This window comes from Azospirillum sp. Marseille-Q6669, from assembly GCF_965111635.1.
On sequence record NZ_CBCOOP010000006.1, the window covers coordinates 307,124 to 331,908 of the forward strand.

General features: G+C 68.5%; 24 protein-coding genes. 6 read left to right on the forward strand and 18 right to left on the reverse strand.

Annotation, left to right across the window (positions count from 1 at the left end; all coding sequences use genetic code 11):
* Positions 1-39: 39 nt before the first annotated feature.
* The 10 genes from ACWPXE_RS29955 to ACWPXE_RS30000 form a co-directional block, all read right to left on the reverse strand.
* A complete protein-coding gene (locus tag ACWPXE_RS29955; RefSeq protein WP_454020736.1) occupies positions 40-237 on the reverse strand; it encodes a hypothetical protein in 198 nt (65 codons plus the stop codon).
* 169 nt (positions 238-406) lie between these two features.
* On the reverse strand, positions 407-1,321 hold the full coding sequence (locus tag ACWPXE_RS29960; RefSeq protein WP_454020737.1) for a DMT family transporter: 915 nt from the start codon (positions 1,319-1,321) through the stop codon (positions 407-409).
* 180 nt (positions 1,322-1,501) lie between these two features.
* The gene (locus ACWPXE_RS29965; RefSeq protein ID WP_170295955.1) at positions 1,502-2,008 is read right to left on the reverse strand and encodes a copper chaperone PCu(A)C; all 507 of its coding nucleotides are present in this window, start codon (positions 2,006-2,008) and stop codon (positions 1,502-1,504) included.
* A 37-nt stretch (positions 2,009-2,045) separates the two neighbouring features.
* Complete coding sequence (locus tag ACWPXE_RS29970; protein WP_454020738.1) at positions 2,046-2,480, reverse strand: DUF2946 family protein; 435 nt, start codon at positions 2,478-2,480, stop codon at positions 2,046-2,048.
* Positions 2,481-2,719: 239 nt separating this feature from the next.
* On the reverse strand, positions 2,720-4,390 hold the full coding sequence (locus tag ACWPXE_RS29975; protein ID WP_454020739.1) for an ATP-binding protein: 1,671 nt from the start codon (positions 4,388-4,390) through the stop codon (positions 2,720-2,722).
* A gap of 9 nt (positions 4,391-4,399) precedes the next feature.
* On the reverse strand, positions 4,400-5,893 hold the full coding sequence (locus ACWPXE_RS29980; protein WP_454020740.1) for an ATPase domain-containing protein: 1,494 nt from the start codon (positions 5,891-5,893) through the stop codon (positions 4,400-4,402).
* 279 nt (positions 5,894-6,172) lie between these two features.
* Positions 6,173-6,766 carry a hypothetical protein gene (locus tag ACWPXE_RS29985; RefSeq protein ID WP_454020741.1) on the reverse strand — a complete coding sequence of 198 codons (594 nt, stop codon included), beginning with the start codon at positions 6,764-6,766 and terminating at the stop codon, positions 6,173-6,175.
* 116 nt (positions 6,767-6,882) lie between these two features.
* Complete coding sequence (locus ACWPXE_RS29990) at positions 6,883-9,525, reverse strand: PAS domain S-box protein (protein WP_454020742.1); 2,643 nt, start codon at positions 9,523-9,525, stop codon at positions 6,883-6,885.
* A 102-nt stretch (positions 9,526-9,627) separates the two neighbouring features.
* Positions 9,628-10,548 (reverse strand): hypothetical protein, encoded by a 921-nt coding sequence (locus tag ACWPXE_RS29995; protein WP_454020979.1) that lies wholly within the window; start codon positions 10,546-10,548, stop codon positions 9,628-9,630.
* The gene (locus ACWPXE_RS30000; protein WP_454020743.1) at positions 10,442-11,284 is read right to left on the reverse strand and encodes a hypothetical protein; all 843 of its coding nucleotides are present in this window, start codon (positions 11,282-11,284) and stop codon (positions 10,442-10,444) included. Before ACWPXE_RS30000 ends, ACWPXE_RS29995 begins: the two co-directional genes overlap by 107 nt.
* A 1,022-nt stretch (positions 11,285-12,306) precedes the next feature.
* Here ACWPXE_RS30000 and ACWPXE_RS30005 point away from each other — a divergent pair.
* Positions 12,307-13,269 carry a replication initiator protein A gene (locus tag ACWPXE_RS30005; protein WP_237907760.1) on the forward strand — a complete coding sequence of 321 codons (963 nt, stop codon included), beginning with the start codon at positions 12,307-12,309 and terminating at the stop codon, positions 13,267-13,269.
* A gap of 10 nt (positions 13,270-13,279) precedes the next feature.
* Here the strand turns inward: ACWPXE_RS30005 and ACWPXE_RS30010 are convergent, their stop codons facing one another.
* Positions 13,280-14,161, reverse strand: coding sequence for a LysR substrate-binding domain-containing protein (locus tag ACWPXE_RS30010; RefSeq protein ID WP_454020744.1), 882 nt, complete (start codon positions 14,159-14,161; stop codon positions 13,280-13,282).
* A gap of 114 nt (positions 14,162-14,275) precedes the next feature.
* Here ACWPXE_RS30010 and ACWPXE_RS30015 point away from each other — a divergent pair, with 114 nt between their 5' ends.
* On the forward strand, positions 14,276-15,322 hold the full coding sequence (locus ACWPXE_RS30015) for a YeiH family protein (protein ID WP_454020745.1): 1,047 nt from the start codon (positions 14,276-14,278) through the stop codon (positions 15,320-15,322).
* On the opposite strand, the gene ACWPXE_RS30020 is transcribed toward ACWPXE_RS30015, so the two are convergent.
* The gene (locus tag ACWPXE_RS30020; RefSeq protein ID WP_454020746.1) at positions 15,315-15,545 is read right to left on the reverse strand and encodes an Ada metal-binding domain-containing protein; all 231 of its coding nucleotides are present in this window, start codon (positions 15,543-15,545) and stop codon (positions 15,315-15,317) included. The genes ACWPXE_RS30015 and ACWPXE_RS30020 overlap by 8 nt on opposite strands.
* 144 nt (positions 15,546-15,689) lie before the next feature.
* The gene (locus tag ACWPXE_RS30025; protein ID WP_454020747.1) at positions 15,690-16,214 is read right to left on the reverse strand and encodes a hypothetical protein; all 525 of its coding nucleotides are present in this window, start codon (positions 16,212-16,214) and stop codon (positions 15,690-15,692) included.
* A gap of 280 nt (positions 16,215-16,494) precedes the next feature.
* Between ACWPXE_RS30025 and ACWPXE_RS30030 the strand changes: the two genes are divergently transcribed.
* Both ACWPXE_RS30030 and ACWPXE_RS30035 read left to right on the forward strand, forming a co-directional pair.
* A complete protein-coding gene (locus tag ACWPXE_RS30030; RefSeq protein WP_454020748.1) occupies positions 16,495-17,148 on the forward strand; it encodes an HAD family hydrolase in 654 nt (217 codons plus the stop codon).
* A gap of 97 nt (positions 17,149-17,245) precedes the next feature.
* Positions 17,246-17,443: a hypothetical protein gene (locus ACWPXE_RS30035; RefSeq protein ID WP_035683083.1), complete on the forward strand. Its 198-nt coding sequence runs from the start codon at positions 17,246-17,248 to the stop codon at positions 17,441-17,443.
* Positions 17,444-17,514: 71 nt separating this feature from the next.
* Here ACWPXE_RS30035 and ACWPXE_RS30040 read toward each other — a convergent pair whose 3' ends face one another.
* Complete coding sequence (locus tag ACWPXE_RS30040; RefSeq protein ID WP_454020749.1) at positions 17,515-18,615, reverse strand: lipid II:glycine glycyltransferase FemX; 1,101 nt, start codon at positions 18,613-18,615, stop codon at positions 17,515-17,517.
* Between the two features lie 444 nt (positions 18,616-19,059).
* Positions 19,060-19,284 carry a hypothetical protein gene (locus tag ACWPXE_RS30045; protein ID WP_454020750.1) on the reverse strand — a complete coding sequence of 75 codons (225 nt, stop codon included), beginning with the start codon at positions 19,282-19,284 and terminating at the stop codon, positions 19,060-19,062.
* Between the two features lie 179 nt (positions 19,285-19,463).
* Between ACWPXE_RS30045 and ACWPXE_RS30050 the strand changes: the two genes are divergently transcribed.
* The gene (locus ACWPXE_RS30050; protein ID WP_454020751.1) at positions 19,464-20,486 is read left to right on the forward strand and encodes an AAA family ATPase; all 1,023 of its coding nucleotides are present in this window, start codon (positions 19,464-19,466) and stop codon (positions 20,484-20,486) included.
* On the forward strand, positions 20,476-21,333 hold the full coding sequence (locus tag ACWPXE_RS30055) for a ParB/RepB/Spo0J family partition protein (protein ID WP_114861549.1): 858 nt from the start codon (positions 20,476-20,478) through the stop codon (positions 21,331-21,333). Before ACWPXE_RS30050 ends, ACWPXE_RS30055 begins: the two co-directional genes overlap by 11 nt.
* A gap of 263 nt (positions 21,334-21,596) precedes the next feature.
* Here ACWPXE_RS30055 and xsc read toward each other — a convergent pair whose 3' ends face one another.
* Genes xsc through ACWPXE_RS30070 form a run of 3 tightly spaced genes read right to left on the reverse strand, consistent with a single transcriptional unit; the run spans position 21,597 to position 24,779 of the window.
* Positions 21,597-23,372, reverse strand: a complete 1,776-nt coding sequence (gene xsc, locus ACWPXE_RS30060; protein WP_454020752.1) for a sulfoacetaldehyde acetyltransferase — start codon at positions 23,370-23,372, stop codon at positions 21,597-21,599.
* 49 nt (positions 23,373-23,421) lie between these two features.
* Positions 23,422-23,790, reverse strand: a complete 369-nt coding sequence (locus ACWPXE_RS30065; RefSeq protein ID WP_454020753.1) for a hypothetical protein — start codon at positions 23,788-23,790, stop codon at positions 23,422-23,424.
* 38 nt (positions 23,791-23,828) lie between these two features.
* Positions 23,829-24,779, reverse strand: coding sequence for a dimethyl sulfoxide reductase anchor subunit family protein (locus ACWPXE_RS30070; protein WP_454020754.1), 951 nt, complete (start codon positions 24,777-24,779; stop codon positions 23,829-23,831).
* Positions 24,780-24,785 lie beyond the last annotated feature (6 nt).

Consider the following 24,785-nt stretch of genomic DNA (forward strand, 5'->3'; position numbering starts at 1 on the left):
CACCGGGCGGCCTTTTCTCATTGGAAGGTCGTTGAAAGGTCAGAAGGCTTCGCGCGGAAGCCGCCTTGCGGGTCGATCGGGGGGAGTGTTGCGGCGCAGGTGCTCGGCAATGGGGGTGAGCTGTGCCAGAACCTGCTCGTGGGTCAGGCGGTCCCGCCGCAACACGGCCTGGACCACGGGGTCGTTCAACAGTTCGGCAACGCGGCAGCGCCACGTCTGCTTGGGCAGTCCGTTCATTGCTGTTCTCGTTGCTTGTGGGTTGAAAAAACGCCGGCCCTCACCGGCAGGCGTACGGTACGCGGAGCATGTTACAGTTCGACGCGTACGGCCCGTGATATTTCGGGTACCTGAACGTCCTGTGTACGTGCCTCCGGCATAGGGAATCAGCGGGAGAATCGGGGGCCGTTCAGGCCCCGTTCGCCGCTTCCTTGGCCGCCTCGCGCGCCCGCACCTGCTCGCGGTGGAAGATGTAGATGCCGCTGGCGACGATCACCAGACCGCCGGCGAGGGTCGAGGCGCTGGGCGACTCCCCGAAGACCAGCAGGCCATAGAGCACCGCCCAGATCAGCGTCGTGTAGCCGAAGGGCGCCACCGTCGCCGCGTCCGCCACCGTGTAGGCGCGGATCAGGCAGTAATGGCTGCACGCCCCCAGCACGCCGAGCATGATCATCAGCGCCGCCCCCGTCAGGTCCGGCGTCACCCAGCCGAAGGGCAGCAGCAGCCCGCAGATCACCGTACCGGCCATGCTGGTGTAGAAGAAGGTCGTCAGGGTAGAATCGCCGCCGCGCAGCAGCCGGGTGACGATCTGGTAGAGCGCGTTGCACAGCGCGGCGGCCAACGGCAGCAGGATCGCCCATTGGAAGACGATGCTGGCCGGGCCGATGATGATCATCGCCCCGATGAAGCAGCCCAGCACCCCCAGACCGCGCCGCCAGCCCACTTTCTCCTTGAGCAGCGGAACGGAGAGGACGGTGACCAGGACCGGCGCCACGTTGGCGATGGCCGCCACGTCCACGAAGGGCAGCGTCTTGTAGGACACCGCCACCAGCAGCGTCAGCACCGCCAGCAGGGCGGAGCGAAGGATCTGGATCCCCGGACGCTTGGCGATCAAATGGCTGGGGGAGCGCACCGCAACCACGGCGAAGGCGATGGCCAGATGCACCGCGAAGCGCGCCCAGGCGACCTCGGCAAACGGATAGGTCTGCACCAGAACGCGCAGGGTCGCGTCCTGCGTCACGAACAGAAGCGTGGTCAGCAGCATCCAGGCGATGCCGGCCCGCCCGGAGGAAGAGGAGGACAGGGCCTTTTCGGTGGTGGTCATCGGGCGGCGCTCATGGGCGGGGCGGTCCTTCCTGTGGCGCGCCGGTCCTTATGCCGGACCGGCGCGCCACACCCTGCGCCCCTGGGGCCGGACGGTCAAATGCGATGCTGGTATATCAGTACGGACCTGCAGTTGCGGCCACGCCGGCCATTGGAAAGGGGCCGGCGTGGCGCATGCCCGTCAGTGCTTGTGCTGCGTGCCGCCGGCCTGCGGCCCGCCGGCACCGCCATGGGACGGGGCGGCGGACCCGGCGCTCTGCACGTCCACCTGGACGGTCACCGGCCCGGCCTTCTCGAAGGTCAGGGTCAGCGGGAACGCCTTCCCCGGAGCGAGCGGCTGCTTCAGGCCGAACAGCATGACGTGCAGGCCGCCGGGCTGCAGCGCGGTCGGCGAGCCGGGCGACACCTCGATGGCGTCGACCTGGCGCATCTTCATGACGCCGTTGTCCATCAGGTGGGTGTGCAGTTCCGCCTTGTCGGCGACGGGCGTGCTGGCCGACAGCAGGCGGTCGCTGTCCGGGCCGTGGGTGCTCAGCACCATGTAGGCCGAGCCGTTCGGGGCCGAGGGTGCGGTCGCGCGCGCCCAGGGATGTTCGATGTCAACCGGTCCGGCCTTGAAACCATGGGCCAGGGCGGTGCCGGCGGTCAGGGCGATCAGCGCGGCGAGCGCCAGGGCGTGCTTCTTCATGATGACGGAGTCCTGCAAGAAAGGATGTGTCGGAGGATCAGTTGGTCGGGGCAGGACACTTCATCGGCGGAGCACGGGCGTTCGGACGGAAAATGCTCCGGCGGCGGAGCTTGCAGGTTCGGAGGTGAAGCGCGCGCAGCGCCCCGAACAGTCGGGGCGGCGGAACGGTGACGTCCGCCGGGGTCAGCATCGCCGGATGCGCGCAGCCGAGCTGGCAGCCCAGGCAATGCTCCAGATCGTGCTTGGGCTGATCGGGCGCGGCGGGCATCCGGTCCGACGCCCCGTCCGGTCCGCACATCGACGCCGCCCAGAAGGACTGCGCCAGACCGGCGGAGAGCATGGCGACCGCTTGCCCCGGCACCTGGGCCAGCATCAGCAGAAGAACGGCGGCCAGCGCCGCGGCCAGCCCGGATCGCCCGCGGAGCGCAAGCGCCGCAAGCGCGGCGCCGCCCTTCTCGCGATGCCCGCTCACCCCGCCCCGCTCCCCAGAACGGAGAGGGGAGGCCGATGGCCGTGCTGACGTTGCACCGTTCAAACCGGTTTCCATTCCACCCACAGGACGGATGACCGGTTGTAGGCGATGTGCGTGGAGCTTGTCGAGTTGCCGCCGTCCACCCGCCAGAGCAATCGCGTTTTGCCTTCATAGCCCTCTCCTCTCCGGGGAGAGGGAATGTCAGATGCAATCGCCCTGGTTTGCCTGCCTCCGCAACGTCAGGCCTCATCCCCATCCAGCAAGGCGCGGACGGTGATCTGCAAGGTGTCCACGCCGACCGGCTTGCTGAGCATCCGCGTGCCCGCTCCCAAGCTGTCCGCTTCGAGAGCGGCGTAATGCGCGTAGCCGGTCACGAACAGCACTCTCAACCCGGGGCGAAGCTCCCGCGCGACATCGGCCAGATCCCGCCCGGTCATTCCAGGCAGCCCGACGTCGGTGATCAGAAGGTCGATCGCCGTGTCCGACTCCAGGACCCGGATCGCCGCCTCGGGTTCGGCGGCCTGCACGACGTGGTATCCCTGCCCTTCCAGCGCCTCGACCCACAGCATCAGGACCAGGGCCTCGTCCTCGACCACCAGGATGGTTTCATCGTTGCGGGACGGGTCCGGCGACGGCGCGTCCGCTACGGGGACCGAGCTGTCGGCGCCGTCCACACCGTCATGCTGCGGCAGATACAGGCTGACGGTGGTGCCCTGGCCGGGCTGCGACCGCATCGCCGCGTGCCCGCCAGATTGACGCGCGAAGCCATAGAGCTGGCTCAGCCCGAGGCCGGTGCCCTGGCCGATCGGCTTCGTCGTGAAGAAGGGTTCGAACGCCCGCTCCAGCACGTCCGGCGGCATGCCGCTTCCGGTATCGGTGATGCGGAGCAGGACGTAGCGGCCGGGAAGGATATCCCCCTGCGCGTCCGAGATGGTCTCGTCCAGAACGGTGTTGCTCGTCTCGACGCGCAGGAGCCCGCCGTCCGGCATGGCGTCGCGGGCGTTGATGGCGAGGTTGAGCAGGGCGCTTTCGACTTGGTTGGCATCCGCCCAGGTCCGCCAAAGCCCGTCGGCCACCACCGTTTCCACCCGGATCGACTCGCCAACGGATTGCTGGATCAGGCCGCTCATGGCGGCGACAAGGGCGTTCAAATCCAGGCTGCGCGGCGTCAGCGGCTGGCGCCGGGCAAAGGCCAGAAGATGCCGGGTGAGCGCCGCGGCTCGGTCGCCCGCCGTGACGGCCATGGCGACGTGCCGCAGCAGCGGATCGTCGGCACGCAGCGTGCTCTGCAACATGTGCAGGTTGCCGAGCATGACCTGAAGCAGGTTGTTGAAGTCGTGGGCGATCCCGCCGGTGAGCTGGCCGACCGCCTCCATCTTCTGGGCCTGCTGCAACGCCTCCTCGGCCTTGCGGCGCTCCTGCATCTCCGTCTGCAGGGACCGGGTGCGCTCCGCCACCCGGTCTTCCAACTCCTCATTGACCCGCTCGATGTCGGCCAGAAGCGTCCGCATGCGGTATTGGCGCAGGCGGGTCCGCGCCGCGGACTGCGCAGCACTTTGCAGCGCTTCGGCGTGCAGGGGCGGATCCAGCAGCGTGACATTGCCGAGCCGCTGGAACTGTGCCCAGCGCGCCTTGCTGGCCGACCGGTTGCCGCGCGCGGTCAGCACCAGAACCGGCAAGTCCGACCAGGGCGGCTGGGCCTCCAAGCAGGCGACCAGCGGCTCCATCGCCGCCCCCAGCAACGCGCCTTCGGAGAGGATCAGGGCCGTGACGTCGTCCCTCGTCAGGCCATCGCACAGGGCCGGCAGATCGGCGCAGAGCCGCGTGGTCATGCCGACCTCGTCCAGCACGAGGCGGATGACCTCCGCGTCCCGGCCATGAGGGGCGAGCACGAGGATCGGGGCGTCCATGCGCCGCGGTCAGCCCGTCTCGCTCCGCCCGCGCAACAACGGGTCCGCCGACCCGTCGTAGCTGGGCACGCCAGTGAGCACCCCCTGGAACTCCAGGAGCTGCGGGCCGACCTGCATGCCGTCGGGAAACAGACGGAACTCGCGGATCGCCAGCTCATGGACGCCGGTGCGCTTCTTGACCACCGAGATCGCCTTGCGCACCTGCCCCGCCGCCTCGAAGAAGCGCAGCAGGACCACGGTGTCGCTCATGAAGGACAGGTCCACGGGATTCTGGATGTCCCCGACGATGCCCTGCTGGGCCAGGATCAGAATGGTCACGACACCCTGGTTGTTCAGATAGGTCAGCAGCTCGTGCATCTGCAGGATGAGCGCCTTTTCCTCCGGCATGGTGCTGAGGTACGAATTGAGGCTGTCGATCACCACGACGCGCGCCTTCTGGTCCTCCACCTGGCGGCGGACCTGCCAGACGAACTGGCCCGGCGACAGGCGCGACGGGTTCGCGCGCTGCCAGCCCAGTTCGCCCTTGCGCACCGCCTCCTCGATGTCGATGCCGAGCGCGGTGCTGCGCAGCGACAGCGTTTCGAAGGATTCGTCGAAGGAGAAATAGGCGGCGTGCTCACCACGGCGCACCGCCGCCGCGACATATTGCAGGGCGATGGACGACTTGCCGACGCCCGACGGGCCGACGAGCATGGTCGTCGTGCCGCGCGTCAACCCGCCGCCCATCAGCTCGTCCAGTCCGCTCAGGCTGCTCGACACGGCGGTCGGCTCGAACTCCGCCTTGTGCTCGTCGGCGATCAGGCTCGGGAAGATCAGCACGTTGCCCGGCGTGATGGCGAAATCGTGCCAGCCGCTCTGGTATTCGGAGCCGCGCATCTTGGCGATCCGCAGGCGCCGCCGCGCCGCGCCGTAGGAACGCTCGATCTGCTCCAGGCTGACCACGCCGTGCATCAGACTGTGCAGTTCCATGGAGCCGGTCTGGCTGGTCAGGTCGTCCAGCGCCAGCGTGGTGCACTGGCGCCCTTGCAGGAACTGCTTCAACGCCAGGATCTGCCGCCGGTAGCGGAGCTGGTCCTGGGCGAGCAGGCGCAGCTCCGACAGGGAATCGATCACCACGAGGTCCGGCTTGTCGGCCTCGATCCGCTCGGTGATCAGGCGCATGGTTTCGCCCAGCTCCACCTCGGACGGATAGAGCACGCTCTGCTGGCGGTTGAGCTGCGCCTCCAGCGGGACGAGTTCGAAGATGCCGATGCCGTCCAGCGACCAGCCGTGGCTTTTGGCCGAGGCGCGCAACTCCGTCTCGGTTTCCGACAGGGTCACGTACAGGCCCCGCTTGCCGTCGCGCAGGCCCTTCAGCAGGAATTGAAGCGCGATGGTCGTCTTGCCGGTTCCCGGAGCGCCCTCCAGAAGATGCAGCCGCGCGCGCGGCAGGCCCCCCCTCAGGACCAGATCGAATTCTGGAATTCCGGTCAGGATCTTGTCCGTCTTGGTCGGCTTCGACACCCAGGTCTCCTCTTGGTCTGGCCCGCTGGCAGCGCCTTGCGCCACACGCCGCCGTGATGTGGTGAACGGCCCGAACGCCTGGACGGACGGACAAACGCACAGCCTCGGAGAACATCCACGCCCCGCGGGCGCGGCTCCGCCACCATCAACCCAATGCCGGGGTTCCTGTTCCTTTGTGCCTTCGGGATGCCGACCGTCGGGGATGCTTGGACGTCACCGCGGGTTACCGCGATGTTGGGCGGCGGTGCGAACGACGCCTGGGTTCGACTGGCGCGACCTTTACCGGCCCGACCCCAGCACGCGGCGGCGCTTGGGATCCGGTCCCAGCGAGCGGATAAAGGGCGGCAATCCGCCGGCCGACCGCGTGTTGAAGACCGCCTTCGGCGCATCCTCCTCCGCTTTCTCCGGCACCGCCGCCTCTTCCATGGCCGCCTCCGGGGCAGCGTTCGCCCTGCCGAAGCCGCGGGCGATCCACAGGACGAGCGCGCCGGACAGCAAAAGCAGCAGCGGCGGCACGGCGGCGCGCAGGCCCCAGGGCCACAGAACCTCCGCCCGGCGCGTCCAGCGCTCCGCCCAGAAACGCTCGGCGATCTGCCGCACGCGCTCCTCGCCGAGGCCCGGCGGGGCGGCAAGGCTGGTGCCGTCGGGGAAGTCCGTCCGTGCCACGACGCCCCGCCTCACCCCATCCTCCACCACCGCCTCGTCGGCGGCGTAGTGCTGCGGCAGAAAGGCGTCCCTTGCGTCCGAATAGGCGTAGAGACCGGCGAAAGGATGGCGCCCCTGCAGATCGGCGGCGGCGAAGGCGGCGACCACCGCCCCCCACAGCAGGGCGGCGGCCAGCCAGCCCCGCCACAGGCCCTTGCTCCAATTCATGTCCCGTCTCCCTCTTGCCCAAGGAGGCTCTTCCCCAAGGAGGCGGAAAAACTAAAGACCCGGCCGGCGGGCAGCCAGGGTCAAAAACCGGCCTTTCGCAACCGGACATTTCAAAATCAGGCTGCGGGCTTCAGCAATTCGCGCAGGATGTGCGGGGTGATCGGCTTGTGGACGAGGCGGAAGCCGGCGCCGCGGATTTCGGTGATGCGTTCGGGCGCGGTGTCGCCGGTCAGCACGACGGCGGGGATGCGCACGCCGCAGACGCCGTGGATGTCGCGGATCGCCTCCACGCCCGTCCGCCCCTCGCGCAGGCGGTAATCGGCGATGATGAGGTCTGGCAGCCGGCCCAGCCCGTGCAGGACGTCAACCGCCTCCTCCGCCGACACGGCGGCCACCACCTCGTAGCCCCACTGTTCCAGCAGGGTGCGCAGGCTGAGCAGCACGATGGCCTCGTCGTCGATGACCACCACCAGTCCCTGCCCGTCGTCGTTGGCCCGGTCCGGCCCGTTGCGGCGCAGGATGGCGCGGGCGCGCACGGAGGGAAGCTCCACCGAGAAGACGCTGCCCCGTCCGGGCCGCGAGCGCAGGGCGATCGTGTGGCCGAGCAGCCCGGCCAGCCGTTTCACGATGGCGAGGCCGAGACCCAGCCCCTTGGCGCGGTCGCGCTCCTGGTTGCCGATCTGGAAGAACTCTTCGAAGACGACCTGCTGCAACTCCTCCGGCACGCCGACGCCGCTGTCGGCCACCTCGATGCGCAATGCACCGTTGCCGCGCCGGCAGCCAACCACGACGCCGCCCCGCTCGGTGTAGCGCAGCGCGTTCTCGATCAGGTTGCGCAGGATGCGTTCCAGCAGCATCGGGTCGGTGCGCGCCCACAGCGAGGTCGGCACGATCCGCAGCCGCAGCCCCTGCCCCTCCGCCTGCGGTCCGTATTCCGCGGCCAGCCGGTCGAGCAGCGGCCCGACCGCGCATTCGGTGACGCTGGGCTCCACCGCCCCGGCGTCGAGCCGCGACACGTCGAGAAGTCCGTCGAGCAGGAGTTTCAGCGCGTCCAGCGAATGGCCCATGCTGGCCACCAGCTCGTGACCGGGCTGGCCGTGCAGCTTGTCGCCCAGCACCTGCGCGAAGAAGTAGAGCGACTGCACGGGCTGGCGCAGGTCGTGGCTGGCCGCCGCCAGGAACTGGGTCTTCGCCCGTTCCGCCTTCTCGGCGCGGTTCTTCTCCCGCCGGGCCTCGTCCGCCGCGGTCAGGGCGCGCTCCATCGCCTGCTCCGCCGCCTCCTTGGCGGCGAACAACGCCTCCTCCGCCGTCTTGCGGGCGGTGATGTCGCGCACGATGCCCGTAAAACGCACCTCGCCGTCGGCCTTCCATTCGGCGACCGACAGCTCCAGAGGGAACACCGACCCGTCCTTGCGCTGGCCCGTCACCTCGCGCCCGATGCCGATGATCTGGCGCTCCCCCGTGCGGTGATAGCGCTTCAAATAGCCGTCGTGCGCGCTGCGGTCGGGATCGGGCATCAGCATGCTGACGTTGCGGCCCATCACCTCCTCCGCGGCGTAGCCGAAGATACGTTCGGCGGCGCGGTTGAAGCTGTGCAGGACGCCGGCCCGGTCGATGACCACGATGGCGTCAACCGCCGTGTCGACGATGGCGCGGTAGCGCGCCTCCGCATGGGCGGCGGATTCACTGGCGCCGACCAGCGCGGCGCTGGCCTCGGCCAGGACGCGGTGCAACTCGTCGATCTCGCGCACCGGAACGCCGCCGTCATAGCGGATAGCCCGCCCCTCCATCAGGCTGCCGCCATGGGCGGCCAGTTCGCGGACGGGGTGGGCGAGCCGACGCGCGAAGACCGCCGCCGACGCCAGAGACACGGCCAGCAGGACCAGTCCGAGCCCCAACGCCAGCACCACCGTGCGGTTCAGCGGGTTGAGTACGGCCTCCGTCGGCGTCGCGGCCGCGAGGGTCCAGTCGGCGCGCTGCGTGCGGTGGAAGGCGCCGATGATCTCCACCCCGTCCAGCGTGGCGCCGCGGTAGTTGCCGGTGTCGGCCGTGCCGCGCGCCGCCAGAAACCAGTCGGGCACCGCTCGTCCCAGATACTCCGCATGTTCGCGCGAGCGGGCGGCGATCCGGTCCTGGCCGTCGATGATCACGGCGATCAGGCCGGACCGGGTCTCGAAACCCTCCAGCAGATTGCTCCAGGTCTGCGGATCGACCACCGCCGACAGGATATAGCGCAGGCTGCCGTCGCGCAGCACCGGCACCATGACGGCGATCGTCGGGCGCTCCGCCGCCGTCGCAGTGACCAGATCGGACACCGCCGGCTGGCGGGTCGCGGTCAGCCGTTGCAGCGCGTCGCGCTGGGGCACATCCGGCAGCGGAGCGCCGAGCCGGACCGCCGTGTTGACGATCTGTCGCCCCGACGGGTCGATCAGCGCGATGTTGGTCCAGGAGGGGTGCTGAGTCAGCGCCAGCGTCGCCCGCTCGTAGAAACCGGCGGGATCGTCGGCCGCCAGAGCGTCCGTGCGGGACAGCGCCCGCAGCGCCTCGATGGTCGCTTCCAACTCCCGGTCGACGATCAGGGCCAGCGCCTCCGCCGTGTCGGCCATATTGTCGTTGACGGCGTCCCGCTGCTGCTGCACCAGCCAGCCGATGAGCATGCCGCCGAGCAGGAGCATCGGCACCAGCGTCACGAGCACAAGCCTCAGCAGGTACCCGTGCAGAGTCATCGGTTGCTGACGGGACACCGTCTTCAGCGGCATGGATGGACAATCCGAAAGGTTCGGCGCACGAACAGATTATCACATCTTGCTCCGCCCTTTCGTGCTTCGCCACCGGAATCTGAATCGATGGGATGAGCCTGTTTATACAGGCGTTACCCTGTTGGAATAATGAAGGGTCTGCCAAGCCTTCGCTCCAGCTTTTCGTCGCGATCCACAGTCATTGGTATACTTGGCTTCTCGAACTGAACTTTTCATGCGCGTCTGCTTACTGAAAGATACGTGGTCATGTCCTTGACATACCGTGGTATGAAGATCGTTGGCCGACCGATCCCTTATCAAAACCTTAGGAACGACAAGCCTCATCTGAGACCGAGGCTGTGCGGAAGCCAGGACCACTTGCGCATCGTCCGGCGTGACGGAGACCGGAGTGGAAACCGGTGCCGGGCGCGTTGTTGCCGTCGGCGTCGCCGGGGCGACCGGAGGGGCGGCCAGGGCGGCAGCCTGCTGACGGCGGGCGGTTTCCGCCTCCTTCTCTTTCTGATGGCGGCGATGAGCAATCTCACGGGCACGGAGTTGCTGTTCCTGGCGCAGGGCCATGGCCAGCCGGCGCAGGGCCGCCGTTCCGCTGGTCACCGATGCCTGACCGGAGGCAGCCCGGAAATCGCCGACCGTGGGGAAGCGCCGGTAACCAGACCGGAAGGAGGACCAGACGCCGCGGAAACCGGCGATCCATTCCTCGGCGGGCCAGCCGGCCATCTCGAGAATATCGGCCTCCAGCACATCGGCGTCCGGAAGCTCCAGGCCGAAGCGCGCCGCCAGCTTCTCGATGCCGGTCAGCACATTCTCCACACCAATCAATGGGCAGATGCCCTCAAGGGCGGCCTCCACCCGCTCGGCCAGCGCGCCGATCTCCTCCGGCGCGCAGTCGGCGATCTCGAAGCGCAGGTCGGCGCGCTCAAGCCGGGCGAGCGAGGCGATCGCGCAGGGCAGAGAGGACGCCGGCGTTGCGGGCAGCCACGCCATGTCCGGCGTCTGCGGGTCGCCGCCAACGGGAAGGCTCACGGGAAGGCTCGGCAGGTTGGCGGTCATTCTGGTCGCTCCGGTTGGAGGGGCGGCGGGAGGCGGTTGCAAAGGGGACGACGGTGCCTTCGGGCGTTTCACTGGCTGGTGCCACGGCAGGGGCGACCAACTCGCGGGCCACCCATTTGCGCCAAGCCCCAGACGGGTCGGCCGGGCTGTAGCCGTTGCGGGCGTTGGCTTTGCGGCACCAGGACACGAACTTTCGGGTCACCGTGGCCGGATCGACCTCCGGGCGGGTCTCCGCAGCCCAGGCCAGATCCGCGGCGTCCGGTTGCCAGTCTTCGGCGAGGGCGTCCCGGTTCTTGATGCCCGGAGACCCAGCCGATCCCCCCGCCCGGAAGGAGGAGGAGTTTTGAGAGTCAGGATTCAGGGGATTCCCAGTTCTTAGGAGTCCGTCAGCCGGCTGACCGGTGGTGTCGACGGGCCGACCGGAAGAGTCGGTGTCCTGCGCGCCCACCAGGGCATAGACCATCCCGCGGAAGCCGCGTTCGCGGCGGGCTTCCACCAGGGACAGGTCCGGCGCCTGCAGCTTCGTCAGCACGGCGGACAGCCAGGGACGGCTCTTGCCGAGTTCGGCGGCCAACTCGTCCTGGACCAGACCGGCGCAGACACCGGCGGCGTCCGCCCGCGCGTAGAGGCCGGAGAGCACAGCGATCTCCGCGGCTCCCACGCCGGGCGCAGCGATCCATCGCCGGTACAAGGTCGTGTACGGGGTCATTGTCTTCCCATGATCCAGCGCTTCAATCCCGGCGGAAGACAAAGCGGGAGCGTCAGTGGAATCCGCGATTCCACTTGGTTTTCCGGACCTACCCTGGCATCATGAAGTCGCCAAACCGCTGATGCGGGGTCCGGTTTTCCCGGTCTTCCATCGGTTTTCGACACTTCGGTGTGCACGAGGGCACAGGTCGCCAAACCTGTGCCCTTTGTGTTTCCGGAGGTCGTGTCCTCCGTTACGTCATCGTCGCCTCCTTCGGCGTGTCGCGGCTGTTCGAAGCCGCCAGCTGAAAATCCTGGCCCAAAATACTGGTCCAAAAGCTATCGGTTCGGGCTTTGGTGAGCCCGTTACGCAAGATGTTGTCGTGGCCCCAACAGGCTGTCCACGATTCAAATGCGTGCGTCGGAATCGCTCCGGTTGCGCCGATGCGGGGACGTGGAGTCAGTGGAATCAAGACCTTGAGCCCCCTGGAGCGGTGGCGGACCAGGTCTGGGTGTCGCCGTTCTGCCGAGAAACCGGGTGGAAAACGTCGCCGTTCTGCCGAAAGATTCCAGCGCACGGCGCGTCGTGCCGGGAGGTCGGAGTCCGCCGGATGTCGCCGTTCTGCCGAATAATCTGGGCTGTGGCCCCTCGGTGACTCCGGGAATCGGCCGAGAATCGGACTCCGACTCGCGCAACCGAGTGTCGCCGTTCTGCCAATGTGCTCCCCGCGCGGCGGCCTCCGGACCCCGGGGAGTCCGGAAAGAGTCAGGGAATCCAAGCCTTTCAACGCTGTTTTGTGGCTTGTCGGGAGTCCGGACCGTCAGAACGCGGACGCTTTCGGCAGCGAAACCCTCCGGCGTGGCACAGCGTCCGGGGGAACTGGCAGAACGGCGACATTCATCCGCACGGTCACAGCGTCGTTTCCGGCCGGTGAGGAATCTTTCGGCAGAATGGCGACGTTGGCGCCTGCGCTGTGGAACATGCGGGGCGTATCGGGAATCAATACCGTAACCGCCAGCGGCGGGGCCGGGGAGATTGGGTGCATGGACGACCACAAGACCGACCAGGAAAACGCCGAACTGCTGGACCGTCCGGTCCAGCTGGCGCTGCGGCTGGATTCGCCGCTGCGCGGCGACGTGAACAACGACCGGGCCCTGATGGCCTATTCGCTGTTCGGCCTGTCGAAGGACAAGGTGGAAAGCCTTCCCACCTACGACGACGGCAAGGTGAAGATCGAGGTGCGCGCCCCGCGCGACGTCGGCGTTGCGACGATCTGGGACAAGTCGGTGCTGATCTACGCCGTCTCGCTGCTGCGCGAGAAGATGGCGGAGGGCAAGATGGGGCCGGAGGTGGGAAAGCTGCACTTCACCACCAGCGACCTCCAGCGCATCGTCGGCAAGACCGCCGGGGGCAGCGCCTACGACAAGATCGAAGGGGCGCTGGAGCGGCTCCAGGGCACCCAGATCAAGACCAACCTTGAGGCCGGTGGCGAAGGCGAGAGCGGCGCCTTCTCCTGGATCTCCGACTACAAGCTGCTGTACCGCCGTGGCAAGAAGGACGGCGAGCGGCAGGTGCGCGGCCTGACGCTGGTCCTGTCGAACTGGGTGGTGCGCGCGGCGCTGGGCAACAACCTGCTGACCTATTCGGAAGACTACTTCGCGCTGAAGCCCATCGAGAAGCGGCTCTACGAGATCGCCCGCGCCCATCTGGGCCACGGCAACGCCTTCTGGATGGCGCTGGAGCCGCTGCGCAAGCGGGTCGGTTCTGACAATGACCTGCGCAAGTTCAAGAACGCGCTCGGCCCCGTGCTCCAGGCCGACCGCATTCCTGGCTACGGCGTGCGCATCGTCGAAGCCTCGGAGTACAAGGAGCTGATGACGGCGCGCGGCGCCTCCATCGCCCGCGTGCTGAACGCCGACCTGCCGGTCATCTTCTGGCGCAAGGACGCCGGCGAGCCGGAGAGCTGGATCGACATTCCCAGGGTCGAGTTCGACGAGGTGGTCTGATTCCCCTCCCCTATTCCGCCAGCAGAAGATCGCGGAAGGTCCGGGCGGCGTGGCTCAACCCGCGCTCGCGGTGGCGCAGCAGGCGGAAGGGCCGTTCGGGCAGCGGGAAGGGAACGCGGTGCAGATGCCCGGCCGCCAGCGCGCCGCGCGCCACCAGATCCGACAGGGCGGTGGCCCCCGCCCCGGCCATGACCGCCGACAGCACCGCCTCGTTCGAGGGCAGCTCCAACGCCACCGGCAAAGCTTCCGGCGCCCTCCCCTGTCCGCGCAGCGCCTCCTCGAACTCGGAGCGGGTGCCCGACCCGGCCTCGCGCAGGACCCAGGGGGAGCGGTGCAGTTCCTCCATCGGCAGGTCACTCCGCACGCGCCAGGGGTGACCGTTCCCCACCAGCAGCAGAAGACGGTCGCCGGCCAGTAGGTCCTGGTCGAGCAACGGGTCCGCCACCTCCCCTTCCACCAACCCCAGATCGGCGGCGCCGTCCAGCACGGCCTTGGCGACCTGGGCGGTGTTGGCGGCCTTCACCGCGACGTCGACGTCCGGATAGCGCTGGTGGAAGGCCACGAGCCGTTCGGGCAGCCAATAACCGGTGATGGTCTGGCTGGCGTGGATGGCGATGCGCCCGCGCTTCAACGCCGACAGGTCGGCCAGCATGCGCTCCGCCGCTTCGGCGCGGGCGAGCACCGCGACGGCCTCCCCCAGGAACAGGCGCCCGGCCTCCGTCAGCTCGATGCGGCGGCCCACTCGGTCGAACAGGCGGACGGCGTGCCGGGCCTCCAGGCTGGAGACGGCGGCGCTGACCGCGGACTGCGTCAGATTCAGGGAGGCGGCGGCCCGAGTCACATGCTGCTGCGTGGCGACCGACACAAAGATGCGGAGCTGTTCGAGAGTCATCCGGTCCCCTGCCCGTTCAAACGTTCGATTTTATCGAACGATTCGTCCACTATAATCCGTTGGAACGAACGGTCCAGAGGAGGCAGCTTCCCGGCATCGGAATTCGAGGACGCCATGCCGAATGATCTTCTTCCATCGCCCCGCCGGACCCTTGGTGCCCTGCTGCCGGGAATTCTGCTCTGCTCCGGCGTGAGCGGCGTGGCGCTGGCCCTGCAAAGCCTGGAGGTGCGGGTTTTCGGGCAGGCTTGGCTGGAGGCGCTGGTCCTGGCGATCCTGATCGGGGTGGCCCTGCGCAGCGTCTGGGCGCCGGGGCGGCGCTGGAAGGCGGGAACGGACTTCAGCGCCAAGACGTTGCTGGAGGTCGCGGTGCTGCTGCTGGGTGCTTCCATCGACCCGGAGACGATCTTGGCGGCCGGGCCGGGACTGGTGGCGGGGATCGCCGGGGTGGTCGCCCTGGCCCTGGCGGTCAGCTACGGCATCGGGCGCCTGCTGGGATTGCCACCGCGCATGGCGGTGCTGGTCGCCTGCGGCAACTCGATCTGCGGCAACTCGGCCATCGCGGCGACGGCGCCGGTGATCGGGGCGCACGGCGACGACGTGGCCGCGGCCATCGCCTTCACGGCGGTGCTGGGTGTTCTGGTGGTGTTGGGTCTGCCGCTGCTGGTGCCGCTGCTCGGACTCACCCCCATGCAGTATGGCGTGTTCGCCGGGCTGACCGTTTACGCGGTGCCGCAGATCCTGGCGGCGACGGCGCCAGTCGGTGCGCTGAGCGTCCAGGTCGGGACTCTGGTGAAGCTGCTGCGCGTGCTGATGCTCGGCCCGGTGGTGGTGGCGCTGGCCCTGATGGCGAAGCCGGAGGGGAGCGCGCCGGAGCACGCCAAAACCCGCGTGCCGCTGCGCCGGCTGGTGCCCTGGTTCATCCTCGGCTTCCTGGCGCTGGCCGGGCTGCGGGCGGCGGGGCTGATCCCGGACGCCGTCCTGACGGCCAGCCAGACCGCGGCGGGCATCCTGACGGTGCTGTCGATGGCCGCGCTGGGGCTCGGGGTGGATGTGCGGATGCTGTCGCGGGCGGGTCTGCGCGTCACCGCGGCGGTGGTGCTGTCGCTGGCGGCGCTCGGCGCCATCGGGCTGGGGCTGATCCGGCTGCTGGGAATTATGTGAGCGTGGATGGGGTAGCGGCAGGGCGGCAGCGCTTGCAGGGGCGGAAGCCCGCCGCCTCCGCCGCAGCGGCGTCGGGGTGGAAGGAGACGTTTTCCCGCTTGGCCCGACGCGATGGACAGGACGGCCGACAATAGACGCCGGTGGTGCGCACCGCGTAGACGAAGCGCCCGTCACCATCCCGCTCCCGGCGCATCACGGCGCTCCACATCGCGTCCTCGTCCATGGCGTCCTCCCGATTCTGATGGCGGGATCGTCGCGGATGCCGCGACGGAGGGCCACCCGTTTCCTGCGTCCCGCAAAAAGACGGCCGGCAGAGGTTCTGCCGGCCGCGAGGTTCGGGGAGGGAGGGACGCGAAGCGGGGGAGCCTTACTTCTGGATGCCGATGACCTGCTGCTGGGCCTTGTTGCCGATGCCGGCGGCGAGGTTGGAGACGGTGCCGAGGTTCTGGTTGAACAGGGCGCCCGGCGCGCCGAACTGCATGGCCTTGACCTGCTGCTGGGCGGTGTTGCCGATGCCGACCGCGCTGTTGCTGACGTTGCCGGCGTTGCTGTTGAAGCCGCCCAGAGCGAAGGGCGTCTTCACCCCGCCGCCCATCCCGCCGGCCTGCACGCCAACCACCTGCTGCTTGGCCTTGTTGCCGACGCCGGCGGCGAGGTTGGAGACGTTGCCCAGGTTGGAGGCGGTGCCGAAGGGACCGGCCAGCCCGCCACCGGCCTGCACGCCGAAGACCTGCTGCTGCGCCTTGTTCTGGATGCCCGCGGCGGTGTTGGAGATGACGCCCAGGTTGCTGGTGCTGCCCATCGGGATGCCGCCGGTCATCAGGTCGCCGGCGAAGGCCGGGGCGGAGCACAGGACGGCGACGGCGGCGGCGATCAGGGTGGTGCGGCGCATGGTGTGGTTTCCTTCCGGTGTCTGGGGGAGTTGGCTTCTGGGGGATTTGGCTGCCGGTTCCGTCTGCGTCGGGGCCCGGCCTGTCCGATGACCAGACAGTACGCCCCGCCGCCCTCCCCCGCTGTGGCCTGCGCCACACTGTGAGACAGCTTTTCCGAAAGGCTCTTTCTTCCGCCCGAACCGTTGAGGCACGGGGGATTTCCTGTACGATCCCCCGACGCCTTTTCCGGCACCCGCCCCTGTTCCGTGCGGGGCCACCACAACGATGCGAGACGGCGCAATGCTTCAGACACCCGACCGGCTGGACCCGGAGGTCGTGATCTTCGATTTCGACGGCGTCATCATCGACTCCGTACCCACCAAGAACGGCGGCTTCGCCATCCTCTACGGCATCGACGATGCGGAGACGCAGGAGCGGATGCGCCGGACGATCTGGCGCAACGGCGGCCTCAGCCGGTTCAAGATGCTGGCGATCCTGGAGCGGGAGATGTTCGGGCGCGACCCTGGTCCGGCGGAGATCGACGATTTGGCCCGCCGCTACGCCGAGATCGTCGATCCGCGCGTTCCCGATTGCGCGCTGATCGCTGGCGCGGAGACGGTGCTGGACCGGCTGGACGGCACGCCCTGCCACCTCGTCTCGGGCACGCCCCACGAGGTTCTGCTGGGCACTGTGCGCGCCAAGGGGCTGGAGCGGCATTTCCGCAGCATCACCGGCTCCCCCAACGTGAAGGCGGAGGTCTTTGCGCGCATCGTTGCAGAGGGTGGACACGACCCGGCGCGGGCGCTCGCCATCGGCGATTCCCTGACCGAACTGGAGGCCGCCCGCAAGGCCGGCACGGGCTTCGTCGGGGTGGTGTCTGAAGGGCTGCCGAACCCCTTCCCGCCCGACGTGACGGTGGTCGGCGACCTGCACGGGCTCGCCCAACGACTCTGAGCGGCGGATTTGCGGTAAACGGTCGCATTGGGGTATTGTTTATGGGGCCAACAATCCATAAATGATTATGGCATCCTATGACGAAAGGGAGGTCCGTATGCCCGTGCCGAAAGAGGCTGCCGAAGCCGCCCGTGACCGTTATCTGGCGATCCTCAGCGGGTACCCTGGTATGACCCGCGCCGAAGTCACGAAGCTGTCCGACGACTACGCCATCGCGGTCAATTTCGCGTCGGGCATCCCCGACGATCTTCCAAAGGATCTGGACGGCGTGCCGGTGATCGCACGCACCCAGTGACGCTTACCCGGTAACGCGCAAACGCGACGCCCGGTCCACTGTCTGGACCGGGCGTTTCGCATGTCCGGCGCTTACGCCGGGTTGGAGGGGGTGGTTGCGTCGGCGCGCTCCGCCGGACCCTTGTTCATCGCCATCGCCATCATCTGGCTCGCCTGCGCGGTGCAGGTCGCGGCCAGCGTGCGCACCGTCTGGCCGCCTTCGACGAGAAGCCGGCTGAGCATCGGGCCGGGCGCCTCGAAGGTGCCGATGAAGACCCGCTCCTCCTCCCCCTTGCCGGCGAAGCCGCGTTTGAACAGGTGGACGCCGGGGTTGGCCTGGGCGTTGACGCCGTGCAGGTCGTAGCGCTTCCCGCCGCTGGCCTTCACCCATTGCATGGCCTTCCAGTGGACGAGGAAGGCGGCGTTCAGCGGCAGTCCGGCCTCCGCGGTGGCCGAGTTCTGCATCAGCGCGGTGTCGCCGAGCAGCGACACCACCACGCCGGCCACCGGCTCGCCGTTGTGGGAGGCCATCACGGCGTGCATCTTCATGCCGTCGGGCAGGGCGCGGTGGACCTTCGTCAGGGTGCGGCTGTCGAAGGCGCGGAAGCCCTTGCGGCGCTGCGTCTGGATGAACAGGTCGTCGATGGCGTCGAGGATCTCCGGCGAAAAGCCCTCGACGATCTCCAGACCGGCCCCCTCGGCCTTGGCGAGGCCGCGGCGCCAGTGGCGGGACAGGTCCTTGTGGATCGTCGCCTCGTCGCGGGTCAGATCCATGATGAAGGTGCGGTAGGGGGCCTTGGCGTCGCTGTGCCGCATCCGTAGCGCCTCCATGGCGGACAGCGCGCGGGCGCCCTCTCCTGCCCCGTCCTCGACGCGCGGCAGGACGCGCAGAAACAGGCCGCGGCGGCCGCTGTATTCGGCCTTCATCGCTTTCATGATCGCCAGGAAGTCGGCTGGATCGGCTTGCCGGCCCTTGGGGCGCCACAGCGGTCCCCACATGACCAGCGCAATGCCGCCGATGCCCGGCACCCGGCGGACGAGAAGCTGCGCCGCGGCGACCGGCTGGCCGTCCCGGCGCAGCACGATGTGGCTGAGGTCACGGCCGGGATGGGCGATGCGCCCGAAATCCCAGGTCTGGAAGATGTTGGCGTCGTCGAAGCCGTTCATGACGGCGTACCAGCCGCCGCGGTCCATACGGTCGATTTCGACAGCCGGTGAAGCGTCCAGGCAATCGCCCCCAAATGCGTCGGTGTGAATCTGGCGTTTCCCCAGCGAAGTCACGTCGAGCCTCTCGCGTGGTTGGTCGAATGGGCGCAGTCGGGGCGGACGTGGAACCTCGCCCGTCCCGCTTCCCTGGCCGGAGGCCAGAGCCGTCGCATCGTCGAAGGTCGAAGCTCCGCGGAAGGTCTTAGACAATTCACGCGCGGCCTACGGTCTTTGCGATCGTCCACAAACAATAGGAGACGCACGGGAAAATCACACAAACCCTGATGGGTTCGCGCAAAATCCCACTGGATTATTCTCTGTGGCTAAGCGCTTTTTCTGAGGATTGTATGGGCTACGCCCGTATCGACGGTTATGTTGCGGCGCAATACGCCCAATTCGACGCCAATCGAGCGGGAATCCGTGCTTCGGCGTTTAAAACATCGTCAGTTGGATGATGCCGTCGGCGCGGGCGTGGCGTTCCGCCGCGTTGGCGGCGGCATCCTGGGCGCCGTCCTGCGATTGGGCGATCCCGACGGCAACGCGCTCCCCGGCCACCGACACGGTCCAGGTCCAGCGTCCATCGGTCCGCCACGACACGGCCAACTCGCAGCCATGCGCCTGACACACCAGTTGCCGCACCGACCAGTTCGCCGCCATTCGCGCAACCTCACAGCCCCGGCGCCGCCTCCGGCCCCGTATGCCTCAGTTATGCACCGGAGAGGCCATGTTCCGCCAGTGTCGGCTGCTCAGCACCGCGGGTAGACACCCATTGCGGGGGTTGGGACGACTTGATAGCTTCCCAGACGACTCCGGCACAATGGGGCGACGAGGGGGCAATGACCGGCGACGATTTGAAGCTGCTGCGCGAGAGGCGCGGCCTCACCCAGACGCAGATGGCCGCGTTCGTGAACGAACTGACCGGCCGCCGTTACGACAAGCAGCGGCTGAGCAAGTGGGAGACGGGGCGCGAACCCCTGCCCCGCGACGTGCTGGGCCGGTTGTTGCTGCTGTCGCTGGAGCAGCCGGCGACGGAGGCGCCGCGCGCCGGCACGACCATCGCCATCGGCCTGCAAAAGGGTGGCACGGCCAAGACGGCGACGTCGATCAACGTCGCCTTCATGCTGGCCCGGTCGGGGAACCGCGTGTTGCTGGTGGACGCCGATCCGCAGGGCAACGCCACGGTCCATGTCGGCGTGCCGCAGACCGACGTGGTAGCGCTGACCGAGCAGGGCAGGGTGCTCTACCACGCGCTGATGGGCAAGGCGAAGCTGGCCGAGGTCATCCGCCCGACCAGCGTGGAAGGGCTGGACGTCGTACCGTCGAGCATCGCGCTCGCCAGCGCCGACACCGAGCTGCCCGGCAACCTGACCAACGCCCAGACCGCCATGGCGGAGATGCTGGACGCGGTGCGCGGCGCGTATGATTTCATCCTGATCGACTGCGCGCCGAACCTGGGGGCGGTCACCATCAACGCGCTGACTGCGGCGGACTATGTGCTGATCCCCTGCCAGGCGGAGCCGCACGCCATCCTGGGCGTGAACGCCTTCCTGGACACGGTGACGAAGATCCAGCGGCGGCTGAACCCGAACCTGCGGGTGCTGGGCGTCCTGCCGACCATGCTCAATCCCCGCCAGACGCAGGACCGCTCCTCGCTGGAGGACATCGGCCGGCTCTGGGGCGAGGATTACCGGGTCTTCCCGCCGGTGCCGCGCGCGACCATCTACGCGCAGGCCGCCGGGGCCAATGTCATCACGCTGGACGCCGACATCGGCGCGCCGGGCGTGGAAAGCTACGCCGCCATCGCCGGTGCCCTTCTGAAGGCCACCGGACGCATCCGGGAGTCGTCCGATGCCGCCTAAGAAGCTGACCCGCCAGACCGCCGCCACGGTCCTGCAAGCGAAGAACACCGCCCCGGCCCTGGAGACCGACCGGCTGTTCGGGTTGACCGGCGCCTTGCCCCGGCTGATCGAGGCCGACGTCGCCGCCATCCGGACCGACCCCAACCAGCCGCGCACCGTCTTCGACGAGACCGCCCTCGCCTCGCTCGCCGCCTCCATCGAGCGGCACGGGTTGCAGCAGCCGGTGCTGGTGCAGGAGACGGCGGAGAAGGGCGTCTACCGCCTCGTGGCCGGCGAGCGCCGCCTGCGCGCCCACCAGATGCTCGGCCGCCCGACCATCGCCGCCATCATCACCAAGGGCAAGGCGGAGGAGATCGCGCTGATCGAGAACGTCCAGCGCGTGGACCTGGACGCCATCGATCTGGCCCGCGGCCTGACCCAGCTCATCGACAGCCACGGCTACGCCCAGGCGGAGGTCGCGGCGGTGCTCGGCTGCTCGGAGGCCGAGGTGTCGAAGCGGCTGAAGGTGCTGGACCTGCCGACCGACATCCTCCGCGAGTACCGGGAGAACCCCGACGCGGTGTCCCGCTCGGCCCTGGTCGAACTGGCCTTCGTCGGGGATGAAGGGGAGGTGCGGCGGCTGTGGCAGTCGGCGCGCACCGGCGGGCTGACGGTGCAGTCGGTGCGCGCGGCACGGGCGTCCAAGGCGCCGGGCTCGGTGGAGCCGATGCGCGTGCTGGGCCGCTCGATCAACCGCATCGAAAAGGAGCTGAAGGCCATCGACGCGGTCAGCACCGCGATGCAAAAGGAGCATCGCGAGCTGCTGCGGGACCTGCGGATGCGCATCGACGATCTGCTGGGGGAGTGAAGGGTTTCGAAATCGAAAGCGCCTCAAGGTTGTTGTTATTCGGATTTTAAACAACCTATGAGGGCTTTCGAAGTCGAAACGCGAAATGCCTTAGGGCGTCAAGTTTGGGCGGTATTGCCCCCACCCCGACCCTCCCCCGCTGTGCAGGGGGAGGGGGCAAAAAAGTTCCCTCCCCTGCGTCAGCGGGGAGGGCTAGGGTGGGGGCAAGGCCCCGCCGACAACTCATGCAAGGAAGCACCGCACAGGCGGCGCTGCGCCCAACCTTACAAGGCCTGCTGCGGGCGCATGTCCGACGGGTTGATGCCGGCGACCGCCACTGGCTTCTTCATGGCGTCGCGGCGGAACGGCTCGCCCAGCTCCTGGTTCAGGATGACCTCGACGAAGGTGGTGATGCCGCGGCCCTGGTCCTCGATGGCTTGGCGCAGGGCCGCGGTGACCTCATCCTGGGTGTGCGCGGTGACGCCCTTGAGGCCGCAACCCTCGGCCACCTTGGCGTAGCTGAGCTTGGGGTTCAGCTCCGTGCCGACGAAGTTGTTGTCGTACCACAGCGTCGTGTTGCGCTTCTCCGCCCCCCATTGGAAGTTCCGGAAGATCACCATGGTGACCGCCGGCCATCCCTCGCGCCCGATGGAGGACATTTCGTTCATCGAGATGCCGAAGGCACCGTCACCGGCGAAGCCGACCACCGGGGTGTTCGGACAGCCGATCTTCGCGCCGACGATCGACGGGAAGCCGTAGCCGCAGGGGCCGAACATGCCCGGCGCCAGATATTTCCGCCCTTCCTCGAAGGTGGGGTAGGCGTTGCCGATGGCGCAGTTGTTGCCGATGTCGGTGGAGAGGATGGCGTCGGCGGGCAGGGCGGCCTGGATTGCCCGCCACGCCTGACGCGGCGACATGCGGTCGGACTCGCGCTCGCGCGCTTCGGCGTTCCAGCTCGTTCCGGGATCGTCCTCCTCATGGTCGAGCGAGGACAGGAGTTGAAGCCACGCCGACTTGGTCTGGTGGATCAAGGCGCGGCGCTCCAGCCGGCCCGCGTCCCCGGCGCCGGGGGCAAGCTGCGCCAGGATCTGCTGGGCCACTTGGCGGGCGTCTCCGCAGATGCCGACCGAGACCTTCTTGGTCAGGCCGATGCGGTCGGGGTTGATGTCGACCTGGATGATCTGCGCGCCCTTCGGCCAATAATCGATGCCGTAGCCGGGCAGGGTGGAGAAGGGGTTGAGCCGGGTGCCGAGCGCCAGCACGACGTCGGCCTTGGCGATCAGCTCCATCGCCGCCTTGGACCCGTTGTAGCCGAGCGGCCCGACCGATAGCGGGTGGCTGCCGGGGAAGGCGTCGTTGTGCTGGTAGCCGCAGCAGACCGGCGCGTCCAGCCGCTCCGCCAGCGCGATGCTGTCCGGAATGGCCCCGCCGATCACCACCCCGGCGCCGTTGAGGATGACCGGGAACTTCGCCTCCGACAGCAGGCGCGCCGCCTCGGCGATGGCCTGCCGCCCGCCCGCCGGGCGCTCCAGCCGGACGATCTGCGGCAGCTCGACGTCGATCACCTGGGTCCAGAAATCGCGCGGCACGTTGATCTGTGCCGGGGCGCAGCCGCGCCAAGCCTTTTCGATGACGCGGTTCAGAACCTCGGCCATGCGGCTGGGATCGCGCACCTCCTCCTGGTAGCAGACCATCTCCCGGAACATGGCCATCTGCTCGACCTCCTGGAAACCGCCCTGGCCGATGGTCTTGTTGGCGGCTTGCGGCGTCACCAGCAGCATCGGCGTGTGGTTCCAGTAGGCGGTCTTGATCGAGGTGACGAAGCCGGTCACGCCGGGTCCGTTCTGGGCGATGGCCATGGCCATTTCCCCGGTGACGCGGCTGTAGCCGTCGCAGATCAGGGCGGCGTTGGTCTCGTGCGCGCAGTCCCAGAACCGGATGCCGGCCTTGGGGAAGAGGTCGGAGACCGGCATCATGGCCGATCCGATGATCCCGAAGGCGTGCCGGATGCCGTGCATCTGAAGGACCTTCACGAACGCTTCCTCGGTGGTCATTTTCATGGTGCGCATCCTCGTTGCATGAATGGGATGAAGGGGGAGGGCGGGGCGGTCAGCCGGCGATCACGCGCGGCATGGCCCGCTCGCCGGGGCCGGGACAAATGGCCGGCCGGTGCACGGCGATCAGGGGGGCGTAGCCGTCGTCCCCCTCCGGCATCGGCATGCTGAACCAGCGGTAATGGCGCCCGCTCCAGACGAGCAGCCCTTGGCTCAGGCCGTGGCCGTCCACCGCGAAACGGTCGACAAGGCGTCCGGCGAGGCTGGTGGACAGTGGCTCGTAGACGACGCCGGAGCCGGAGCGGAAGCCCACGCGGGGGCAGGAGGGCGAGCCGCAGATGTAGAGGCTCTGGGCATCCATCGCCTTGGCGCGGGTCATCAGGAAGGCCAGGGCGGAGCCGTGATCGGTGTGGTCTTGCGGCATGTCTGCTCCTTTCCCGATTGAGGGGTGAAGAGGCGGGCTCAGGCTTCCTCGGCGCCGTAAAAGAGGGTTACGGTGTGCTTCGCCTCGGCGAAGAAGAGCCAGCGCTCGGCGATCACCCCCAGGGCGGCGGCGGCGGCGGCCAGCAGCGCCAGCGTGCCGGAAAGGGCGCCGGGACCGGCGACCAGCGCGCCGAGGCTCAGCGCCGCCGGCAGGGCGAAGGCGGCGAGGCGGGTGATGAGGCGCAGGCGGACGGCGTGGCGGCGCCCGACGCGGAAGCCCATTTCCTTGAGCAGGTAGTTGTCCTCGCTGTGCGGGGCGTCGAGCAGGCGGACCCGCCCGATATGGCCCAGCCCGGTCGCCGTCTCCGCCGTGCTGACGGGGCGGGCGGTGGCGCAATGCCGCCAATGCCCTTCCTTCGCCGCCCAGGCCAGCGCCACCGACGCCAGCGCCAGCAGGGAAGACCAAGCCGGCGCCTGCCCCGCCACGCCGAGCAGCGCGTTCAGCAGCAGCGCCCCGGTCATCAGCGACAGCGCCAGATAGCTGCGAGGCACCCAGGGGTTGGCCCATTGGCGGATCGGCTTCAGAGAGGCGTAGATCATCGCCGTGCAATAGACGGTGACCGCCGCCATCGCCGCGGTGATCCAGCCGGCAATGCCGGTGATGACGCCGGTGGTCGCCAGGGCGATCCAGGCGATGGCGAAGACGCCCGCCGGCAGGAAGGTGGCAACCGCCGCCACGCCTTCGCGCGACAGCCAGGAACTGCGCCATTGCGACAGCGCCCGCCACGCCCGCTCCGGCCGGCCGAGATGGGCCAGCGAGGACAGCAGCCCGGCCACCACCAGCCCCAGGGCGAGGGCGAGGGCGGCGAGGCCGAACAGCGGGCTCGCCGGCAGCAGGCCGAAGGGCGCCAGCAGGCCGAGCAAGGCGAGCAGGCCGTAGCCGGCGCCCGCGGCGCTGGTGAAGAAGATGATGGAGAAGGCCGGATGCATGAGAAT

Bases quoted from the DNA above. Each gene is read 5' to 3' on its own strand.
- ACWPXE_RS30040 (WP_454020749.1), bottom strand. From the start codon at position 18,615: ATGGACCGCGGCGGCTGGTACGCCGTCATGAACGGCTTCGACGACGCC.
- ACWPXE_RS30010 (WP_454020744.1), bottom strand. From the start codon at position 14,161: ATGACTCTCGAACAGCTCCGCATCTTTGTGTCGGTCGCCACGCAGCAG.
- ACWPXE_RS29990 (WP_454020742.1), bottom strand. From the start codon at position 9,525: ATGCCGCTGAAGACGGTGTCCCGTCAGCAACCGATGACTCTGCACGGG.
- ACWPXE_RS29965 (WP_170295955.1), bottom strand. From the start codon at position 2,008: ATGAAGAAGCACGCCCTGGCGCTCGCCGCGCTGATCGCCCTGACCGCC.
- ACWPXE_RS30055 (WP_114861549.1), top strand. From the start codon at position 20,476: ATGCCGCCTAAGAAGCTGACCCGCCAGACCGCCGCCACGGTCCTGCAA.
- ACWPXE_RS30020 (WP_454020746.1), bottom strand. From the start codon at position 15,545: ATGGACGAGGACGCGATGTGGAGCGCCGTGATGCGCCGGGAGCGGGAT.
- ACWPXE_RS30050 (WP_454020751.1), top strand. From the start codon at position 19,464: ATGACCGGCGACGATTTGAAGCTGCTGCGCGAGAGGCGCGGCCTCACC.
- ACWPXE_RS30035 (WP_035683083.1), top strand. From the start codon at position 17,246: ATGCCCGTGCCGAAAGAGGCTGCCGAAGCCGCCCGTGACCGTTATCTG.
- ACWPXE_RS30000 (WP_454020743.1), bottom strand. From the start codon at position 11,284: ATGACCCCGTACACGACCTTGTACCGGCGATGGATCGCTGCGCCCGGC.
- ACWPXE_RS29960 (WP_454020737.1), bottom strand. From the start codon at position 1,321: ATGACCACCACCGAAAAGGCCCTGTCCTCCTCTTCCTCCGGGCGGGCC.
- ACWPXE_RS29985 (WP_454020741.1), bottom strand. From the start codon at position 6,766: ATGAATTGGAGCAAGGGCCTGTGGCGGGGCTGGCTGGCCGCCGCCCTG.
- ACWPXE_RS29955 (WP_454020736.1), bottom strand. From the start codon at position 237: ATGAACGGACTGCCCAAGCAGACGTGGCGCTGCCGCGTTGCCGAACTG.
- ACWPXE_RS30065 (WP_454020753.1), bottom strand. From the start codon at position 23,790: ATGCCGCAAGACCACACCGATCACGGCTCCGCCCTGGCCTTCCTGATG.
- ACWPXE_RS30005 (WP_237907760.1), top strand. From the start codon at position 12,307: ATGGACGACCACAAGACCGACCAGGAAAACGCCGAACTGCTGGACCGT.
- ACWPXE_RS30025 (WP_454020747.1), bottom strand. From the start codon at position 16,214: ATGCGCCGCACCACCCTGATCGCCGCCGCCGTCGCCGTCCTGTGCTCC.
- ACWPXE_RS30015 (WP_454020745.1), top strand. From the start codon at position 14,276: ATGCCGAATGATCTTCTTCCATCGCCCCGCCGGACCCTTGGTGCCCTG.
- ACWPXE_RS30070 (WP_454020754.1), bottom strand. From the start codon at position 24,779: ATGCATCCGGCCTTCTCCATCATCTTCTTCACCAGCGCCGCGGGCGCC.
- ACWPXE_RS30030 (WP_454020748.1), top strand. From the start codon at position 16,495: ATGCTTCAGACACCCGACCGGCTGGACCCGGAGGTCGTGATCTTCGAT.
- ACWPXE_RS29975 (WP_454020739.1), bottom strand. From the start codon at position 4,390: ATGGACGCCCCGATCCTCGTGCTCGCCCCTCATGGCCGGGACGCGGAG.
- ACWPXE_RS30045 (WP_454020750.1), bottom strand. From the start codon at position 19,284: ATGGCGGCGAACTGGTCGGTGCGGCAACTGGTGTGTCAGGCGCATGGC.
- xsc (WP_454020752.1), bottom strand. From the start codon at position 23,372: ATGAAAATGACCACCGAGGAAGCGTTCGTGAAGGTCCTTCAGATGCAC.